A 16,575-nucleotide genomic window follows, 5' to 3' on the forward strand; every position below is an offset into this window, starting at 1 on the left:
AGGGTCCCGGCAGGTGACGGTCGGACTGCGCGCCACGGGCTTGGGGTGGGCCGTGTGGGCGACCGTTCCCCGCTCGGTTTCGTCGCCGACCGGACTCTATCTCGTGATGGTGGTCGGCCCGAAAGGCCTCCTGACCCTGACCGCACCGGCGCGGAACGTCGACGAGGCGAGACGAATCGCGAACAGAACCCTCGCCGGGATCGTCTTGCGCCCCTAGCCGTCCTGCCTGCCCACTCGGCGTGGGTGGGGTGCCCACTCGGCGGGAAACTGGGCACGGTCGGCGGGAATGTGGGCACGGTCGGCGGGAATGTGGGCACGGTCGGCGGGAATGTGGGCACGGTCGGCGGGAATGTGGGCACGGTCGGCGGGAATGTGGGCACGGTCGGCGGGAATGTGGGCACGGTCGGCGGGAATGTGGGCACGGTCGGCGGTGGGGGCGCCTGGCGCCTAACCCTCCTCGTCGACGATGTGAATCGCGGCTTCCTCGGCGGACGCGCCGGCACCGTCCACCCCGGCGTCGGTGGCGATCATCTGCGAATCGACGTCGGGCATGGTGCCCTCGTCAGGCGCGATGAGGCGGCCGGATCGTCTGTCGCCGACCTCGTCCGACGAGGGGAAGTCGGCGTCGCGCTCCTCGGCGTCCGGGTCGGCGCCGACGTCCGGCTCCTCTTCGGACAACCGTTCGTCGAGGGACTCGTGCTCGTAGTCGCCCTTCTCGTAATCGTGGGGCGGGTAGTCCGGCGGCGAGTAGCCCCGGTCGAGGACGTCGTCCAACTCCTCGTCGGCCAGCGTGTCCTCGGGCTGCAACTGGTCGCCTGCGTAGTCGCCGTCGACATCGGAGTCATCGCTCATACATCGAGGGTATCGACGTCGCGGCACTGTACAGGGGCGTTCCTACCGATAGGTTGGACGCGTGTTGCACGCGAGTCGGCCCTTGATCCCCGCAGCGGTGGTCTTCGCGATCACCTGGCTGTGGGTGGCGTTCACCGCTCCCGACCGCGTGCCGATGCATTGGGGCGCCGACGGCACCGTCGACCGGTGGGGTTCTCGCACCGAATTCTTGACCGTGATGCTGGTGACCGCCCTCGCGACCTCCCTGCTCATCGTCGGCTTCGCGGCGTTCGCGCCGCGCATGCCCGAGTCGTTGATCAACACCCCGCACCGCGAGTACTGGCTGAGCCCCGAGCATCGTCGCGCCTTCGACGCGCTGACGCGCTCTATGCTGCTGAACATCGCGGCACTTACCGTGCTGTTGTTCGCGGCCATCAACGCATTCGTCGCGCTCGACGTCGGAGCCGCACCGGCGATCGCCGTGATCGTCTGCTATCTCGTCGTGCTCGCGATCGTCATCGGCATTCCACTGCGACGGTTGTACCGCGAGCCGCGCTGATCGGCGGTGCCGCGCTTAAGGATTCATCTCGTACGCGCCGTTGTAAGCCTGGACGCGTTGCCACACCCGGTCGAACCTGTCGGCGTCGGGGGTCGGTGCCGCGATGGCGCCGCGTGCCCAATCCTGTTGCGCCGCTGTTGCCGACGGCTTGCCGAGCAGGTCGACGGCGTACGACGAGAAGTCGCGGATGAGCGTGTCGAAGACCTGCGCGACGGTGTCGTCGTCGAGTGCGGTGAGTTCGGCCTGCTCCAGGATCAGCTGGCCGTAGACGACGAGGGAGAACAGCTGGCCGACGGTGAGCAGGAAATCGAGGTCCTTCTGCTGCGCGGCGTCGGGGGCCGCGGTGGCCAGGAATTCGGCGAACTTGCCCGCCTGCCCGTAGAAGGTCGCGACGTTCGCGATGTGAGAGTGCTTCTCGTAGACCGGTTTCCAGTCGGCGAACTGCACGCGGCCGGCGCCGCGGGTCGGTCCCTGGTTGAAGAAGAACTCGTCGTCGGCGGCGTCGAGCCGGGTCCCGATCTCCGGGTACTCCTTCGGGTTGAAGATGTAGTTGGGCATGAACTTGAGGACCAGGCCGACGTTGACGTGCACCGTGCCCTCCAGGCGCGGGTAGGCGCCGATGATGTTGGCGAAGTGCCGGAACATCGTGTCCTTCTCGTAGCCCTTGGCGGCGATGACGTCGTGCAGCAACCGCAGGACCGTCTCGCCCTCCATCGTGACCTTGGCCTTGGTCAGCGGATTGAACAGCAGGTAGCGGCGGTCGTCGAGGCTGGCGCTGCGGAAGTAGTCGACGCTGCGCTGGCTGAAGAGTTTCATCGCGACGATGCGGGCGTAGGCCTCGACGAAGTTGGCGCGAACATGCGAGAAGTCCGTCACCCTGTTGCCGTAGAGAATGCGGTTGTCGGCGTGGGTGATGGCTTCGTAGAACGCGTGCTCGGACATGCCGATCGAGCCGCTGCACAGATTGAACTTGCCGACGTTGACGGTGTTCAGCGCCGCGGCGAACGCTTCGACACCCCGGTGCAGGACGTCTTCGTCGCGGACCGGGTAGTCGTTGAGGCGGAAGGTCGAGACGTAAGACTGCATGTGCACGACGTTGTCGATGAGTTCGTACTCGGGGCGACGACTGTCGGCGACGAAGAAGGTGTACCGGTCGCCGGCGTCCGCAGCGTCGTCGGCCTGCTCGCCGAAGCGGCCGAACACCGACACCATGCTGGCGACGTTGCCGTTGCCGATGTAGTACTTCTCGCCGTTCGCGCGGTAGCGGATGCCGTTGGCCTGGTCGGCTTCGCTCGCCGGCGTGAGCACCATGTCGGTCTGGTACACGTCGGCGCCGTGCTCGCGCTCGGAGAGACCGAAGGCCATCAGCTGACCCTCGTCGAGATCGGCGGCCGCCCGTAGTTTGGCTTTCTCGTTGTCGCTCTGCCAGATCGGTCCGAGGCCGAGGATGGTGACCTGTTCGGTGTACCAGTAGGCCATGCCGTAGAAGCCGAGGATCTCCGACAGCGCGTGGTTGCGGGCGCCGTCCCACCGCTTGGCAGGGTCGCCGCCGCCGTATTCCGCCGGTGTCAGGAAGGTCGCGAACAGCTTCTCCCGTTTCACGAAGTCGACGAAGTCGCCCGGCCAGGCAGCCGACAGCTCCTCGGCGACGATCTTGCCTTTGCCCTGGCCCTCGAACCAGTCGATGGTCGCGCGCAGCAGCCGGCGGGTGGGTTCGTCGAAATGCTGGGGGTCGTAGGTGTGCGGGTTGAACAGCAGTGGCTCGGCGTCGGTCATGGTCGCCAACCTACCCGGCAGCGGTCGCTCCTACGCGCCGCCGCGGGAATCGACGGGCTACCGTTGCGCGATGAGCAACATCGACTACGACGTCCGCGACGAGGTCGCCCATGTGCGGCTGAACCGTCCCGATAAGCACAACGCGCTGACCCTCGACATGATCGACGACCTGGCGAGCGCGGCCGACCGCGCGGCGAAGGACCGTTCGCTGCGGGCGGTGATCCTCTCCGGCGAGGGCCCGTCGTTCTGTTCCGGTCTCGACTTCGCGTCGGCGGGAAAGCAGCGCGGCCGGATCATGCGCAACCTCGTCCCCAAGCGTTCGACGGCCGCGAACAACTTCCAGGCCGCCGGCTGGGCGTGGCGCAGCGTTCCGGTCCCGGTGATCGCCGTCGTGCACGGCCACTGCTACGGCGGCGGTCTGCAGATCGCGCTCGGCGCGGACTTCCGGTTCAGCGCGCGCGACGCGGACTACTCGATCCTCGAAGCGAAGTGGGGCCTCATCCCGGATATGTCGCTCTCGGCCAGCATCGCCCAGCTGACCGGTATCGACGTCGCCAAGCGGTTGACCATGACCGGTGAGATGTTCGACGCCGAGCAGGCGCTGGGCTGGGGACTGGTGAGTTCCGTCGACGACGACCCGCTGGCCGCCGCGACGGAGCTGGTCGACGCCGTCAAGGAGCGCTCGCCCGACGCGGTCGCGGCGTCGAAGGCGTTGTTCGAGAACACCTGGTACAGCGGATCGCGCCTGTCCTTCCCGGTCGAGCAGACGCTGCAGGTGCGACTGCTTCGCGGCAAGAACGCGGCGATCGCGCGCAAGGCCGGTGCGGAGCGGACGAAGCCGGACTTCGTCGAGCGCCAGCTCTGACCCGGAACTCTGCGTCGGGTGGGCTCAACTTTTTTGCCGAACCGGGAATGAACCGCACCTCGGCCGGGTTGGACCCATCGAGAAACTTGAGTGTGAAAGACTCAACAAGAGTTGACCGACGACCGATCGGCGACTAGAACTTGAGTCGGAAGCGCTGAGGTTTCGCGAGAACCAAGACTTAGACCCTGGCGGGTCGATCCACGGATCGCCGCCATATCAACAGGAGGAACACTCATATGTCCCGTGCTGTCGGAATCGACCTCGGAACCACGAACTCGGTGGTGTCTGTACTGGAGGGCGGCGAGCCCGTCGTCATCGCGAACGCCGAAGGTTCGCGCACCACGCCGTCGGTCGTCGCGTTCGCGCGCAACGGCGAAGTCCTCGTCGGCCAGCCGGCGAAGAACCAGGCGGTCACCAACGTCGACCGCACCATCCGCTCGGTCAAGCGCCACATGGGCGAGAACGACTGGTCGGTGGAGATCGACGACAAGAAGTACACCCCGCAGGAGATCAGCGCCCGCACGCTGATGAAGCTCAAGCGCGACGCCGAGGCCTACCTCGGCGAGGACGTCTCCGACGCGGTCATCACCGTGCCGGCCTACTTCAACGACGCCCAGCGCCAGGCCACCAAGGAAGCCGGCCAGATCGCCGGCCTGAACGTGCTGCGCATCGTCAACGAGCCGACCGCGGCCGCCCTGGCCTACGGCCTGGACAAGGGTGAGAAGGAGCAGACCATCCTGGTCTTCGACCTCGGCGGCGGTACCTTCGACGTCTCGCTGCTGGAGATCGGCGACGGTGTCGTCGAGGTCCGGGCGACCTCCGGCGACAACCACCTCGGCGGTGACGACTGGGATCAGCGCGTCGTCGACTGGCTCGTCGACAAATTCAAGGCCCAGCACGGCATCGACCTGACCAAGGACAAGATGGCCATGCAGCGCCTCCGCGAGGCGGCCGAGAAGGCGAAGATCGAACTCTCCGCATCGCAGAGCACGTCGATCAACCTGCCCTACATCACCGTCGACGCCGAGAAGAACCCGCTGTTCCTCGACGAGCAGCTCTCGCGCAGCGAGTTCCAGAAGATCACCAACGATCTGCTGGAGCGCACCCGCGCACCGTTCCAGGCGGTCATCAAGGACGCCGGCATCTCGGTCAAGGACATCGACCACGTGGTGCTCGTCGGCGGATCGACGCGCATGCCCGCGGTCACCGAACTCGTCAAGGAGCTGACCGGCGGCCAGGAGCCCAACAAGGGCGTCAACCCCGACGAGGTCGTCGCGGTCGGTGCTGCCCTGCAGGCCGGTGTGCTGCGCGGCGAGGTCAAGGACGTGCTGCTGCTCGACGTGACCCCGCTGAGCCTGGGTATCGAGACCAAGGGCGGCGTGATGCACAAGCTGATCGAGCGCAACACCACGATCCCGACCAAGCGGAGCGAGACCTACACGACCGCCGAGGACAACCAGCCTTCGGTGCAGATCCAGGTCTACCAGGGTGAGCGCGAGATCGCGTCGCACAACAAGCTGCTCGGCAGCTTCGAGCTGGGCGGTATCGCCCCTGCGCCGCAGGGTGTCCCGCAGATCGAGGTGACCTTCGACATCGACGCCAACGGCATCGTGCACGTCACCGCGAAGGACAAGGGCACCGGCAAGGAGAACAGCATCCGCATCCAGGACGGTTCGGGCCTCTCCAAGGAGGAGATTGACCGGATGGTCAAGGACGCCGAGGCGCACGCCGAGGAAGACCGCAAGCGCCGCGAGGAGGCCGAGACTCGCAACCAGGCGGAGTCGCTGGTCAACCAGACCCAGAAGTTCCTCGCCGAGAACGACGACAAGGTCCCGGCCGACGTCAAGTCGAAGGTGGAAGGTGCGATCGACGAGGCCAAGAAGGCTCTCGAGGGCAACGACACCGCGACCATCAAGACGGCGATCGAGAACCTCTCCTCGGTCTCGCAGGAGCTCGGCCAGGCGATCTACGCGGCCGGCGCCGCCGAGTCGGCCGGTTCGGCCGGCGAGTCGGCGACCGCTTCCGACGACGATGTCGTCGACGCGGAGGTCGTGGACGAGGGCGAGGGTGAGAACAAGTGACCGAGCCATTCGACGCCACCAACGGCCAGGGTGAGCCCGGACCGGACGTGACTGAGACCGCGGCGGCGGCGGGGGCGCAGGCCCCCGCCGGCGCGGGTCGGGACGAAGCGCCCGAGGCGGCCCAGGCCGACTCGCAGCCGAGCGCTCCGACCGGCGAGGTCGCCGAACTCACCGCCGCGCTGCAGCGCGAACGCGCCCAGTTCACCAATTACAAACGGCGCTCCGACGAGGAGATGGCCGCCCGGGTGTCGCTGGGCAAGCAGCTCGTCATCGAGCAGTTGCTGCCGATCCTCGACGATCTCGACCGTGCGCGTGAGCACGGCGATCTGGAGTCGGGCCCGCTGCGCGCGGTCGCCGACAAACTGATCGCGACCCTCACCGCGCAGGGGCTGGCGGCCTTCGGTGAGCCGGGCGACCCGTTCGACCCCGAGCTCCACGAGGCCGTCCAGAACGACGGTTCCGGCGACAACCCGGTGATCGGCGCGGTCTACCGCGTCGGCTACCGCGTGGGCGACCGTGTCATCCGCCACGCCATGGTCACCGTGACCGACGGCGAGGCGGCCGGGACGCCCGATTCCGCTCCCGCCGGGGAGTGAGCCGGAGCGAGATCAGCACGCAGATGAACGAAACGACAAAGGAGGTGACGTCACATGGCCCCTCAGCGTGAATGGCTGGAGAAGGATTTCTACAAGGAGCTCGGCGTCGCCTCCGACGCGTCGGCCAACGACATACGCAAGGCGTATCGCAAGCTGGCCAACGAGCTTCACCCGGATAAGAACCCGGGCGACACCGCTGCCGAGGAGCGCTTCAAGCGCGTCTCGGAGGCGAACAGCGTTCTCTCCGACCCGGAGAAGAAGAAGGAATACGACGAGACGCGGGCGATGTTCGCCGGCGGCCGTTTCCGCGGCGGCAACGGGTTTCCCGGCGGCTTCAGCGGCTCGGGTGGCGGAACCACCTATACGACGACCGGCGGCGACTTCAACCTCGACGATCTCTTCGGGAGCGGCGGCGGTGACGGCGGTCTCGGCGACATCCTCGGCGGAATGTTCGGCGGGGGCGGCGGCGGAGCAGGGCGCACCTCCACGCGCGGCACCACCGGGACGCGCCCGCGTCGCGGCCAGGACCTCGAGGCCGAGACGACGCTCTCGTTCCGCGACGCGGCACAGGGCACGACGGTCAGCATGCGGGTCACCAGCCCGTCGCCGTGCACCACGTGCCACGGCAGCGGCGCGAAGCCCGGCACCGCGCCGCGGGTCTGCGCCCGCTGCAACGGGTCGGGGTTCGTCAGCCGCAACCAGGGCGCGTTCGGGTTCAGCGAGCCGTGCCGCGACTGTCAGGGGACGGGCTCGATCATCGAGTCGCCGTGTCCGGACTGTTCCGGGAACGGCGTTCAGGTCCGTCCGCGCAACATCAACGTGCGGATCCCCGTCGGCGTCGAGGACGGGCAGCGGATCCGGCTGGCCGGCCAAGGCGAGGCGGGGATGCGCGGAGCGCCGTCGGGCGATCTGTACGTCACGGTTCACGTCACCGGCGACAAGCTGTTCACCCGCAGCGGGAACGACCTGAAAGTCGAACTGCCGGTGAGCTTCTCCGAGCTGGTCCTCGGAGCGACGGTGTCGGTGCCGACCCTCGACGGTTCGGTCGGGGTCAAGATTCCGCCGAACACCGCCGACGGGCGCACGCTGCGGGTGCGCGGCCGCGGAGTTCCCAAGCGGGCCGGCGGTTCCGGCGATCTGCTCGTCACGGTCAAGGTGTCGGTGCCGACCTCGCTCGACGAGAAGGCGACCGAGGCGCTCAAGGCGTACGCGGAGGCCGAGAAGGCCACCGGCTACGACCCGCGGTCCGGTTGGGGGCGATGAGTCATGGCGTCAGCGAGCCAGGCCGGCCGGCCGAACGAGATGGGGCAGGCCGACGATCGTGCGACCTACGTCATCTCGGTGGCCGCCGAGCTGGCCGGAATGCACGCGCAGACGCTGCGCACCTATGACCGGCTGGGGTTGGTGACGCCCGCTCGCACCAGTGGCGGCGGGCGTCGCTACAGCCGCAGCGACGTCGAACTGCTGCGCGAGATTCAGCGCCTCTCCCAAGAAGAAGGGGTCAATCTCGCCGGCATCAAGCGGATCATCGAGCTGACCCGCGAGGTCGACGATCTGCGCGCCCGCCTCGACGCGGTGGGCCGCCGCGGGGGAGAGGTCGTTCCGGCCCCGCGCACCACCGCCCTGGTGGTGTGGCAGCCCCGCCGTGGCCGTCGCACCTCCTGATAGCCTCGTAGGCTGAGCAACCGAGAGGGTGGGTCATGGGGCACGTCATGGGTATCGCCGTCGTCGACCGCCAGATAGCCTCGGTGGTCCGCGACGACAACGATGCTGTCGTCGCCACCAACACCGTCGACGTCGCCGACGAGACGGTGGCCACCGTCACCGCAACCGTGAACGACCTGGTCGGTTCGGCGCCCTTCGAGGTGACGCAGATCGGGCTGGTCGCCGCGGATCCCGCGCTCGTCGACGAGCTGCGGCGTGCCTTCGAGCCCTTTCCTTCCCGTCCCGCCTGGTACTCCAGCCTTACCGTCGACGCCCTGGACTCGGCCATGGTCGAGCTGGCCCGCACCGACCCGGCGCTGCGGACCGCGGGCGGCCAGGTCGCCCTGGTCAACCTCGACGACTACACGGCGCCCACCGCCGGGATACCGATTATCGCCGTCGACCCCCATTCCGGCGTGATCACCGGTCGCACCGAGTGGCACCCGGATTTCAATCAGCCGACGGCGGTGATCGATCCGAGCGGCGCCGCGAACGTGGCCGGCGCGATCTCGTCGATGCCGGGCAGCGAGACGATCACCCACGTCGTCTTCACCGGAACCGGGGCCGACGTGCCCGGGGTCCACGCGGCCTTCGAAGGCGCCCTGGGGCGACCCGTCGTCGTCGCCGCGCAGCCACGGTACGCCATCGCCGGCGCCGCCGCCAGCCTGGCCCGGGGCGGAGCGGTCGCACCGGTCGGCGCGCCCGCGGCCTTCGCCGCCTCACCGTCGGCGCCGTACGGCGGGTCGGACGAGTACACCACCGCGGTCGTCAATCCGGCGGCCCACGATTCGCCGACCGTCGTCGCGACCGCCGACCGCGCGAACCGTCGGCGATGGTGGCTGATCGGCGGTACCGCCGCGGCCGGTTTCCTCATTCTGGCCGGGGCGATCGCCGCCGTTCTCTTCTCCACCGGGACGGCGCAGCGCGTCGTCGGCGTCACCACCGTCTCGGTGAGCACCGAGACGCGCACCGCGACGGTGACCAGGACCGAGACCCGGTCGGACACCACCGTCCGGACCACGACCGTGACGCCGCCGACGCGGACCGTCACCAAGACCACCACGCGCCCGCCGTCGACGATCACGGAGACGGAAACGGAGACGGTGACCGAGGCGCCGGGAAGCGAAGAGGACGAGGGCTTCTGACGCCGGCAGGGCGCCGACCGCGTTCTCACACCACGTCGTGGTGGATGCGGCTCGCGGGCGCCCCGTCGATGATGAGCCGCCGCCTGGTGAGTTCGATCATCGTCGGTGAGCCCGCGATGAGGACGTCGCGGTCCTCCCAGTAGCCCGGCGTCTGCGCCGCATCATGGGACACGGCGTCGGCGAGTGTCCCGATGAGGTGGGGGAAGCCGAGTTCGGCGGGGGTGGCGAAGGAGTTCAGCCACCAGGGATCGTCCTGCGTCTCGGTCACCGCGGTGACCTTCAGCCACGGGTTCATCGGCATCATCCGCTGCAGCGACGGGAGTTCGTACAGCTCCCCGGGATGGCGCGCGCCGTAGTAGAGATCCACCGGCGGGTTGCTGACGTTGGCGCACAACGACAACAGGATCGACCGCATCGGCGCCAGGCCGGTTCCACCGGCGATCATCGTGGTCGGTGTGGTGGGTTCGACGTGCAGCGTGCCGTGGTGCTGGGCGATCGACCACACGTCGCCCACCTGCGATTCGCCGACGATCGACCGGCTGACGGTCCCGCCGGGGATGGCGCGGACGTGGAACTCGACCTGGCCGGCCTCGTTGGGCGGCCCGGCGGGGGAGAGCATCCGCCACTCGCGCGGCCACTGCGGGATCCGGACCTCGACGAATTGGCCCGCCAGAAACGGCACCGGGGTCTCGGCGATGAGTCGCACGACGGCGAGTTCGCGGCTGATCTGGAACTTCTCCACGATCCTCGCGGAGGTGACCGCCGGCCCGACGGCCTGCTCGGCCGCGCCGCTCATCACGCCCGTGACCAATCGGGCCGTCTGGTCGACGGCGGCGGCGACGTCGCGGGTCCACGCCGGCCCCAGCACCGCCGCGAACTCGGTGACCAGAGCCCGGTGAGCCAGCTCGTAGTGATAGGGCCCCAAACCGTACTTGCGGTGGTCGCGGCCAAGCTGGGCGAGGAGTTCGATCAGCTCTTCGTGCCCCGACTGGGCCGGGACGGCTTCCAAAACCAGGTCGACGACGCGGTGGAACGCGCCGCGCACATGGGTCAGCGAGGCGGGGAACATCTCGCGCACCGTCGGGTCGAGGGCGAACAGCCGGCCGAAGTAGGAGCGGGTGAAGCGATCCGGATCGGCATTGATGAGTTCGCGCAGACGCGCCAACGCGAGGCGGGTCTCGTCGGCCACGATTGCGCCTCCTCTCCTTGCAACGCCCACTGCCGCGGCGCATAACCACCAAGGGTCCACGCCGACACCGGCCGTCGAATCTTACGCCGATCGTGATCAGATTCCGACCGACCCGGCCGTCCGGGAAATCCGCTGACCGCAAATCAACCTGCGTCGACCTCAACCCGATGTCAAGTCGCAGTGCTACTATCACGATATCAATTCGATAGTGGGAGGTCCGATGCTGAGAAAGGCGTTTCGCATCAACGGGTTCGCGGCCCTGGCCGTGATCGTCGTCGCGGTGCTCGCGTTCGGGGCGGCGGCGCTCGCCGCGCTGGTCGCCTACAGCGACTCGCGGAGTCTTGTCTGGCTCTTGTTGGCCGGTCTTGCCGCGTTGGCGCTGATAGCGGCGATTCTCGCCCTGACCGGGCTTACCGTCGTCGACCCGAACGAAGCACGGGTCGTCCAGTTCTTCGGTCGCTACGTCGGTTCGGTGAGCGAACCCGGCTTCCATTTCGTGGTTCCGCTTTCGGTGCGTCGCGCGATCACCTTGCGCGTCCGCAACTTCGAGACGCAGCGCCTCAAGGTCAACGACGCCGACGGCAATCCCGTGGAGATCGCCGCCGTCGTCGTCTACCGGGTGGTTGACAGCTACCAGGCGGCGTTCGCCGTCGACGACTACGAGGAGTACGTCGAGACGCAATCCGAAGCCGCCGTCCGCCACCTCGCGACCACCCACCCTTACGACGCGCACGATGCCGATCGAACCTCGCTGCGCGACGGTGCGCTGGTCTCGGAGGAACTCACCGAAGAGCTGACGGAACGCACGGAAACGGCGGGCGTCGAAGTCATCGAGGCCCGGATCACCCACCTCGCCTACGCCCCCGAGATCGCCCAGGCGATGCTGGTCCGGCAGCAGGCGGCGCAGGTCGTCGCGGCGCGGCAACGCATCGTCGAAGGCGCGGTGGGCATGGTCGGCCTTGCGCTGGACGGGCTCTCGGAGCAGGGCATCGTCGAACTCGACGGAGAGCGTCGCGCCACCATGGTCTCCAACCTCTTGACCGTGCTGTGCGCCGACCGTGCGACGCAACCGGTCGTCAACGTGGGCTCGCTCTACTCCTGATGGCCGGCTCGGCATCCACTCCCAACCCGGCCGATCGGCGGGGGCCCGAGAGGCGCGAGCCGAAGAAGGTGCTGCTGCGCGTCGACCCGGCGGTCCACGCCGCGATCGCCAAGTGGGCCGCCGACGACTTGCGCAGCGTGAACGCCCAGATGGAATTCGCGCTGCGCACGGCGCTGAAACAGGCGGGGCGCCTGCCGTGACCCGCTAGTGCCGCAGGACCGTCGGGCCGAGGAACTCGCAGACCTGCAACGCGAGCGCGATGTCGAGGCGGTCGTGGATCCGCGGACCGGCGAGTGCCTTGTCGACGCGGTACTTCACCGTGTTGCGGTGCAGGTTGAGCTGTTCGGCGGTGCGCAGGTGGCTCTCGCCCGTCGCGAAGAAGGTGCGCAGCGTCTGCCGGAGCACCGCGGCGTTCTCCGTGTCGTCGGCCAGTCTGCCCAGCACTTCGCCCACCCACGCCCGGGTCGAGTCGAGGTTGCCCGCCAGCAGCGAGGTGAGTGCGATGCCCCGGTCGCCGAATCCGACGATGGCCGAGGTCGGCGAATGCTGCATCGTGGCGACCTCGTACGCGGCGATCGCCTGCTCGTGGCTGCGCTGGAAACCGTGCGCGCCTTCGGCCGGGAGACCCAGGCTGATTCGCAGATCGGCCGGCAGGGACAGTGATTCGCGCAAGGACGCGGTGTCCAGGCGAGGCGGATGCTGACCGAGGGGGATCCACGCCCACAACGTCTCCTGGTCGACGGCGGTGGAGAGGGGCGGGCCGGTCGGCCCCACCGCGCGGGCGAGGCCAGTCGCGACGGAGTCCAGCGCCGCCGGGGTGCTCGCCTTCTCGGCGTCGGTCCAGACGACGGCGCCGAGGTGGTGCTGGTCGAGCCGGTACCCCGTCTGGGTCTCGAAGGCGTCGGCGCCCCCGCGGGGGTCGCGCAGCACACTGTGGATCAGCGCCGACCGGATGTTGCCCGCGGTGCCCAGCCAGAGATTGCGCTCACGCTCGTAGACGTCGAAGACGTACTGGGAGATCCAGTCGATGTACTCGTACACCAGGGCGCTGGCGTACCGCAGCACCTCGATGGTCAGTTCGTGGGACAGCTCGATCTCCTCGACGATCGAGTAGAACAGGTTGATCATGTCGTTCTGGCCCATGTGATAGGCGCGGACCAGTGAGTTCGGCGGTATCCCGCGCTGGGCCAGCCGGCGCGCGTACTCCACCGCGGCCGACGGGGGCTGCAGGTGGCTGATCGGCACGCTCGCGGAGAGTCCGTAGAGGATCGTCGTGACATTCGATTCGACGCTCTCCCACAGCATGTCGCGCAGCACCGGATCGGTGGCCAGCAGATCGGCGATCTCGCGTGCCATGGTTGCCGACATGGCATCGACGATCTCGGTCTTCTGCGCCTGCAGTTGCGTGCCCATCCGCGCGACGACCGCCACGACCTCGGGGGAGGCCGGTGGCGGCTGTCGGGGGCTGATCGGCACTTATCGATCCAGTTGTCCGGGTATGCCGAGGTGCTTGAGTCCCCGCTGAGCGGCGTTGTAGCCGCACATTCCGTGGATGCCCGCGCCCGGCGGCGTGGACTGCGAACACAGGTACACCCCGGGTATCCCGGTGGCGTACGGGTCGACGGCGAGGCGCGGCCGCAACACCATCTGCAGTCCGTTGTTCGCACCGCCGATGATGTCGCCGGCCACGTAGTTGGCGTTGTACTCGTGCAGTGCCGACGCGTTCGCCGACTGCGCGTGGACGATCACGTCCCGGAAACCGGGTGCGAAGCGCTCGATCTGCCCGATGACCAGCTCGGTCGCGTCACCGTCGAAGCCCGGTGGGACGTGGGCGTAGGACCAGAGCGGATTGAGGTTGCCGCTGGACCGGCTGCGGTCGGCCAGGTACTGCTGTCCGACGAGGACGAACGGGCGGTCGACGAGCGTGCCGCCGATCCGTGCGCGCTCGGTGGCCGCGATCTCCTCGAACGTGCCGCCGAGGTGGACCGTGCCGGCACGACGGCAATCGGGATTAGTCCACGGCACGTCGCCCTCGATGGCGAAGTCGACCTTGAACGCTGACGATCCGACGCGGAAGCGCCGGTAGGCGCGTGCGACCCGGCCGGGCAGCAGATCGCCGTAGAGCGACAGCACCTGTCCGGGGTTCAGGTCGAGCATGACCAGGTCGGAGTCGGGGATGTCGGTGTGCGCGCGCACGAACGTGTCGGTCGCGATGGTGACGTCGTAGTCGCCCAGGGCGTCGACCAGCGCCGTCGTGATGGCCCCGGAACCGCCCTCGGCGACGGCCCAACCGTAGCGGTGCCCGCCGGCCAGGACCATCAGTCCCAGTGAAGCGGTCAGCGGCCGGTCGAACCGGGTGAACGCGTGAGCCGCAGCGCCGCCGTACAGCGCCCGGGCGGTGTCGGTGCGCAGGTAGCGCGCCAGCACCGAGGCCGGCAGGACGGCGCGCGGCCCGAATGCGGCCAGCCGGAACGGATGGCTCGGGATTCCGATCACGGGCCCCAACAGGTCCTCGCCCAGATCGTCGAAATGGGCGGCGAGGTCGCCGACCAGGCGTTTCCACCGTTTGCCGTCGGACCCCATGCCGTCGGCGGTCTGGTCCACCGACTGGTACAGCACGCCCGCCCGGCCGTCGTCGAGCGGATGGGCGCAGTCGACCTCGGGCCAGCGCCAGGTGAGGCCGTAGCGCTCGAGGTCGACGGTCTTCCAGAACGGCGAGCCGACGCCGAGCGGGTGGACCGCCGAGCAGTAGTCGTTGATCAACCCCGGGTAGCCCGCCTCGCCGGATCGGGCACCCCCGCCGACGGTCGACTTGGCCTCCAGGACGGTGACCGACACACCCTGCCGGGCCAGGTGCAGGGCGGCGGCGAGCCCGTTGGGCCCGCCGCCGACCACTGTCGCGGTTGTCACCGAGTCGCCTCCACGGTGGCGTCGCGGCGCCAGGTGACATTGCGCGGAACCAAGCCGTCGGGCAGCCACGGCTGCGAGTCGGCCGAATCCTTCACCTGCCACGTGCCGCGCTCGATGACTCCGAGTGCCGCGTCGATCAACTTGTACTCCTGGTAGTTCTTGTGGATTGGCTGGGATTCTACCCAGGCCACCAGGAACTCTCCGGGCTCGAAGTTGCACCGACGCTGCAGCGCGCGGATCAGATCCTCGTTGTGGAAGTGACCGTCACCGAAGTTGAACGCGATGATGGAGTTGCAGGCGAACTCCGCCTCGCGGAACCGGTAGTCCCGCTCGTTCTCGCCGATCTCGTTCAACAGGACCGACATGAGGCCCGGACCCTGACTGTGCATCGAGCGCCAGCCGGTGGTCAGCGACAGCACGACCTCGGCGACGTCTTCCGGATACCCGGCCTTCTGCAGTTGGGTGATGATGTTCGGCGACGGACGCACCACGTGCTGCTCGAGCTTCTTCTCCGCCTCCGGTTTGATCGCCCACTGGGCCGAGGCCCAGTTGCCGGCGTATTGGCGCATCGACGGCAGGAAGGACACGAGGTCGGGGCGCAGGTTGCCGAGGATCGGGAAGAACAGCAGACCCGCGACGATGAGGATGATCGCCGGCACGTGCTGGGCGTCGAAGACCGAGAATCCCTCGTTGTTGCCGAATCCCAGGAACAGGAAGACCGTGCCGTAGGCGAACAGCGCGTTCCACTCCAGCGGCACGGCCAGCGGGAACGTCGACAGGATGAACAGGTGGAAGGCGACCATCACGAGGACGCCGATCAATGCGATCGTCGGGCTCGTGGTGAACAGCAGTACGAGGGGGATGACGATCTCGACGAACGTGCCCAGGCCGTGCGCCATGAAGTGGGCGAGACCCGACGGCTGCAGATCCTCCGGGAAGCTCCGGTAGTGGGCGCGCTTGAGCGCCTTGCTCGGCATCCACGGGGCGTTGGAGATCATCGGCGGGATGACCTTGCCGAAGTGCTTGCCGATCTTGGAGATGCCGGCACCGAGCCACACGATGACGATGAGCAGCTTCAGGGCGATGATCAGGTCGACCAGACCCAGCTGGGGCGCGATCGCGAAGAAGACCATCGCGGGCATGTACTGCTCGGGCCGGGTGGCGACGAATCCGACCTTGTCGCGCAGACCGTAGACGACGAGCAGGACCAGCAGCGGCCAGAACAGCACCGGGTTGACGAGCGCGACGGGGTTGTCGGGGCCGTGGCCGACGACGGTGTTGAAGTTCTCCAGTTCGACCTTCGGCCAGAACAGCGTCAGCGCCGTGGTCACGAGCACGCCGGCGTAGACGAGGACGTCGAACACGGTGCGGCGGTCGCCCTCGGTGAACGGAACATGGTCCGGCCATGGTGGGAGCCGGATCGTCTCCGGTCGCAACCAGCACTTGAATCCGCTCGTCATGGGGGCGAAGTGGCCGGCGAGCGGACCCCACGACCCGGCCAGGCCCAGTGCTTCCAGGAGCACCGTCCACATGATGAGTTTCTGGTACACGATCGGCTGGTTCCACCAGGAGCCGATGTCGAAGACGCCGAACCCGCTGGTCAGGGTTGCGATCGTGACGCCGATACCGATGTGGAGAACGAGCACTTTGACGATGTAGATGAGTGGCAGCATCTTGGGGGTGCCGAAGCCGTTCTCGGCCCAGAATCGCGACGTCGTCTTGATGCGGTCGAGATACGGCCGATCCATGAAGGTGGCCGGGTCGACTTCGGGCAATACGCCCTCTTTGAATCCCATGGCGGTGACTCCTTATCCGGG

The 16,575-nt window shown here is 68.1% G+C and carries 16 protein-coding genes; 10 read left to right on the plus strand and 6 right to left on the minus strand.

Annotated features, from left to right (window positions below; all coding sequences use genetic code 11):
• On the plus strand, positions 1 to 217 hold a 217-nt coding region (locus GOARA_RS20390; protein WP_040522248.1), incomplete at its 5' end, for a hypothetical protein.
• 230 nt (positions 218 to 447) lie between these two features.
• On the opposite strand, the gene GOARA_RS07875 is transcribed toward GOARA_RS20390, so the two are convergent.
• Entirely contained in the window at positions 448 to 852 is a 405-nt protein-coding gene (locus GOARA_RS07875) for a DUF5709 domain-containing protein (protein ID WP_007321808.1), read from the minus strand.
• A 61-nt stretch (positions 853 to 913) separates the two neighbouring features.
• Here GOARA_RS07875 and GOARA_RS07880 point away from each other — a divergent pair, with 61 nt between their 5' ends.
• The gene (locus GOARA_RS07880; protein ID WP_007321809.1) at positions 914 to 1,390 is read left to right on the plus strand and encodes a DUF1648 domain-containing protein; all 477 of its coding nucleotides are present in this window, start codon (positions 914 to 916) and stop codon (positions 1,388 to 1,390) included.
• Positions 1,391 to 1,405: 15 nt separating this feature from the next.
• Here GOARA_RS07880 and GOARA_RS07885 read toward each other — a convergent pair whose 3' ends face one another.
• Positions 1,406 to 3,166, minus strand: a complete 1,761-nt coding sequence (locus GOARA_RS07885) for an acyl-CoA dehydrogenase family protein (RefSeq protein ID WP_007321810.1) — start codon at positions 3,164 to 3,166, stop codon at positions 1,406 to 1,408.
• Positions 3,167 to 3,236: 70 nt separating this feature from the next.
• On the opposite strand from GOARA_RS07885, the gene GOARA_RS07890 reads away from it, so the two are divergent.
• The 6 genes from GOARA_RS07890 (at position 3,237) to GOARA_RS18915 (ending at position 9,557) form a co-directional block, all read left to right on the plus strand.
• Positions 3,237 to 4,031 carry a crotonase/enoyl-CoA hydratase family protein gene (locus tag GOARA_RS07890; RefSeq protein WP_040522251.1) on the plus strand — a complete coding sequence of 265 codons (795 nt, stop codon included), beginning with the start codon at positions 3,237 to 3,239 and terminating at the stop codon, positions 4,029 to 4,031.
• A 236-nt stretch (positions 4,032 to 4,267) separates the two neighbouring features.
• Positions 4,268 to 6,112, plus strand: a complete 1,845-nt coding sequence (gene dnaK, locus GOARA_RS07895; RefSeq protein ID WP_007321812.1) for a molecular chaperone DnaK — start codon at positions 4,268 to 4,270, stop codon at positions 6,110 to 6,112.
• Entirely contained in the window at positions 6,109 to 6,708 is a 600-nt protein-coding gene (gene grpE, locus GOARA_RS07900; protein WP_007321813.1) for a nucleotide exchange factor GrpE, read from the plus strand. The genes dnaK and grpE overlap by 4 nt, the downstream gene beginning before the upstream one ends.
• Positions 6,709 to 6,762: 54 nt before the next feature.
• Positions 6,763 to 7,971: a molecular chaperone DnaJ gene (gene dnaJ / locus GOARA_RS07905; RefSeq protein ID WP_007321814.1), complete on the plus strand. Its 1,209-nt coding sequence runs from the start codon at positions 6,763 to 6,765 to the stop codon at positions 7,969 to 7,971.
• A gap of 3 nt (positions 7,972 to 7,974) precedes the next feature.
• Positions 7,975 to 8,373 carry a heat shock protein transcriptional repressor HspR gene (locus GOARA_RS07910; RefSeq protein ID WP_007321815.1) on the plus strand — a complete coding sequence of 133 codons (399 nt, stop codon included), beginning with the start codon at positions 7,975 to 7,977 and terminating at the stop codon, positions 8,371 to 8,373.
• Positions 8,374 to 8,408: 35 nt separating this feature from the next.
• A complete protein-coding gene (locus GOARA_RS18915; RefSeq protein ID WP_007321816.1) occupies positions 8,409 to 9,557 on the plus strand; it encodes a hypothetical protein in 1,149 nt (382 codons plus the stop codon).
• Between the two features lie 25 nt (positions 9,558 to 9,582).
• On the opposite strand, the gene GOARA_RS07920 is transcribed toward GOARA_RS18915, so the two are convergent.
• Positions 9,583 to 10,746, minus strand: a complete 1,164-nt coding sequence (locus GOARA_RS07920; RefSeq protein WP_007321817.1) for an FAD-binding oxidoreductase — start codon at positions 10,744 to 10,746, stop codon at positions 9,583 to 9,585.
• A gap of 220 nt (positions 10,747 to 10,966) precedes the next feature.
• On the opposite strand from GOARA_RS07920, the gene GOARA_RS07925 reads away from it, so the two are divergent.
• Both GOARA_RS07925 and GOARA_RS07930 read left to right on the plus strand, forming a co-directional pair.
• The gene (locus tag GOARA_RS07925) at positions 10,967 to 11,848 is read left to right on the plus strand and encodes an SPFH domain-containing protein (protein ID WP_007321818.1); all 882 of its coding nucleotides are present in this window, start codon (positions 10,967 to 10,969) and stop codon (positions 11,846 to 11,848) included.
• Positions 11,848 to 12,048 carry a type II toxin-antitoxin system antitoxin gene (locus GOARA_RS07930; protein ID WP_007321819.1) on the plus strand — a complete coding sequence of 67 codons (201 nt, stop codon included), beginning with the start codon at positions 11,848 to 11,850 and terminating at the stop codon, positions 12,046 to 12,048. Before GOARA_RS07925 ends, GOARA_RS07930 begins: the two co-directional genes overlap by 1 nt.
• Positions 12,049 to 12,052: 4 nt before the next feature.
• Here the strand turns inward: GOARA_RS07930 and GOARA_RS07935 are convergent, their stop codons facing one another.
• Genes GOARA_RS07935 through GOARA_RS07945 form a run of 3 tightly spaced genes read right to left on the minus strand, consistent with a single transcriptional unit; the run spans position 12,053 to position 16,554 of the window.
• Positions 12,053 to 13,324, minus strand: a complete 1,272-nt coding sequence (locus tag GOARA_RS07935) for a PucR family transcriptional regulator (protein WP_007321820.1) — start codon at positions 13,322 to 13,324, stop codon at positions 12,053 to 12,055.
• Entirely contained in the window at positions 13,325 to 14,758 is a 1,434-nt protein-coding gene (locus GOARA_RS07940) for a phytoene desaturase family protein (RefSeq protein ID WP_007321821.1), read from the minus strand.
• Positions 14,755 to 16,554, minus strand: coding sequence for a DUF3556 domain-containing protein (locus tag GOARA_RS07945; protein ID WP_007321822.1), 1,800 nt, complete (start codon positions 16,552 to 16,554; stop codon positions 14,755 to 14,757). The genes GOARA_RS07940 and GOARA_RS07945 overlap by 4 nt, the downstream gene beginning before the upstream one ends.
• Between the last annotated feature and the right edge of the window lie 21 nt (positions 16,555 to 16,575).

This window comes from Gordonia araii NBRC 100433, from assembly GCF_000241265.1.
Taxonomy (GTDB): Bacteria; Actinomycetota; Actinomycetes; order Mycobacteriales; family Mycobacteriaceae; genus Gordonia; species Gordonia araii.

Coding starts and splice junctions, on each gene's coding strand:
- GOARA_RS18915 (WP_007321816.1), top strand. CDS start 8,409: ATGGGGCACGTCATGGGTATCGCCGTCGTCGACCGCCAGATAGCCTCG.
- GOARA_RS07910 (WP_007321815.1), top strand. CDS start 7,975: ATGGCGTCAGCGAGCCAGGCCGGCCGGCCGAACGAGATGGGGCAGGCC.
- GOARA_RS07885 (WP_007321810.1), bottom strand. CDS start 3,166: ATGACCGACGCCGAGCCACTGCTGTTCAACCCGCACACCTACGACCCC.
- dnaJ (WP_007321814.1), top strand. CDS start 6,763: ATGGCCCCTCAGCGTGAATGGCTGGAGAAGGATTTCTACAAGGAGCTC.
- GOARA_RS07925 (WP_007321818.1), top strand. CDS start 10,967: ATGCTGAGAAAGGCGTTTCGCATCAACGGGTTCGCGGCCCTGGCCGTG.
- GOARA_RS07875 (WP_007321808.1), bottom strand. CDS start 852: ATGAGCGATGACTCCGATGTCGACGGCGACTACGCAGGCGACCAGTTG.
- dnaK (WP_007321812.1), top strand. CDS start 4,268: ATGTCCCGTGCTGTCGGAATCGACCTCGGAACCACGAACTCGGTGGTG.
- GOARA_RS07890 (WP_040522251.1), top strand. CDS start 3,237: ATGAGCAACATCGACTACGACGTCCGCGACGAGGTCGCCCATGTGCGG.
- GOARA_RS07930 (WP_007321819.1), top strand. CDS start 11,848: ATGGCCGGCTCGGCATCCACTCCCAACCCGGCCGATCGGCGGGGGCCC.
- GOARA_RS07945 (WP_007321822.1), bottom strand. CDS start 16,554: ATGGGATTCAAAGAGGGCGTATTGCCCGAAGTCGACCCGGCCACCTTC.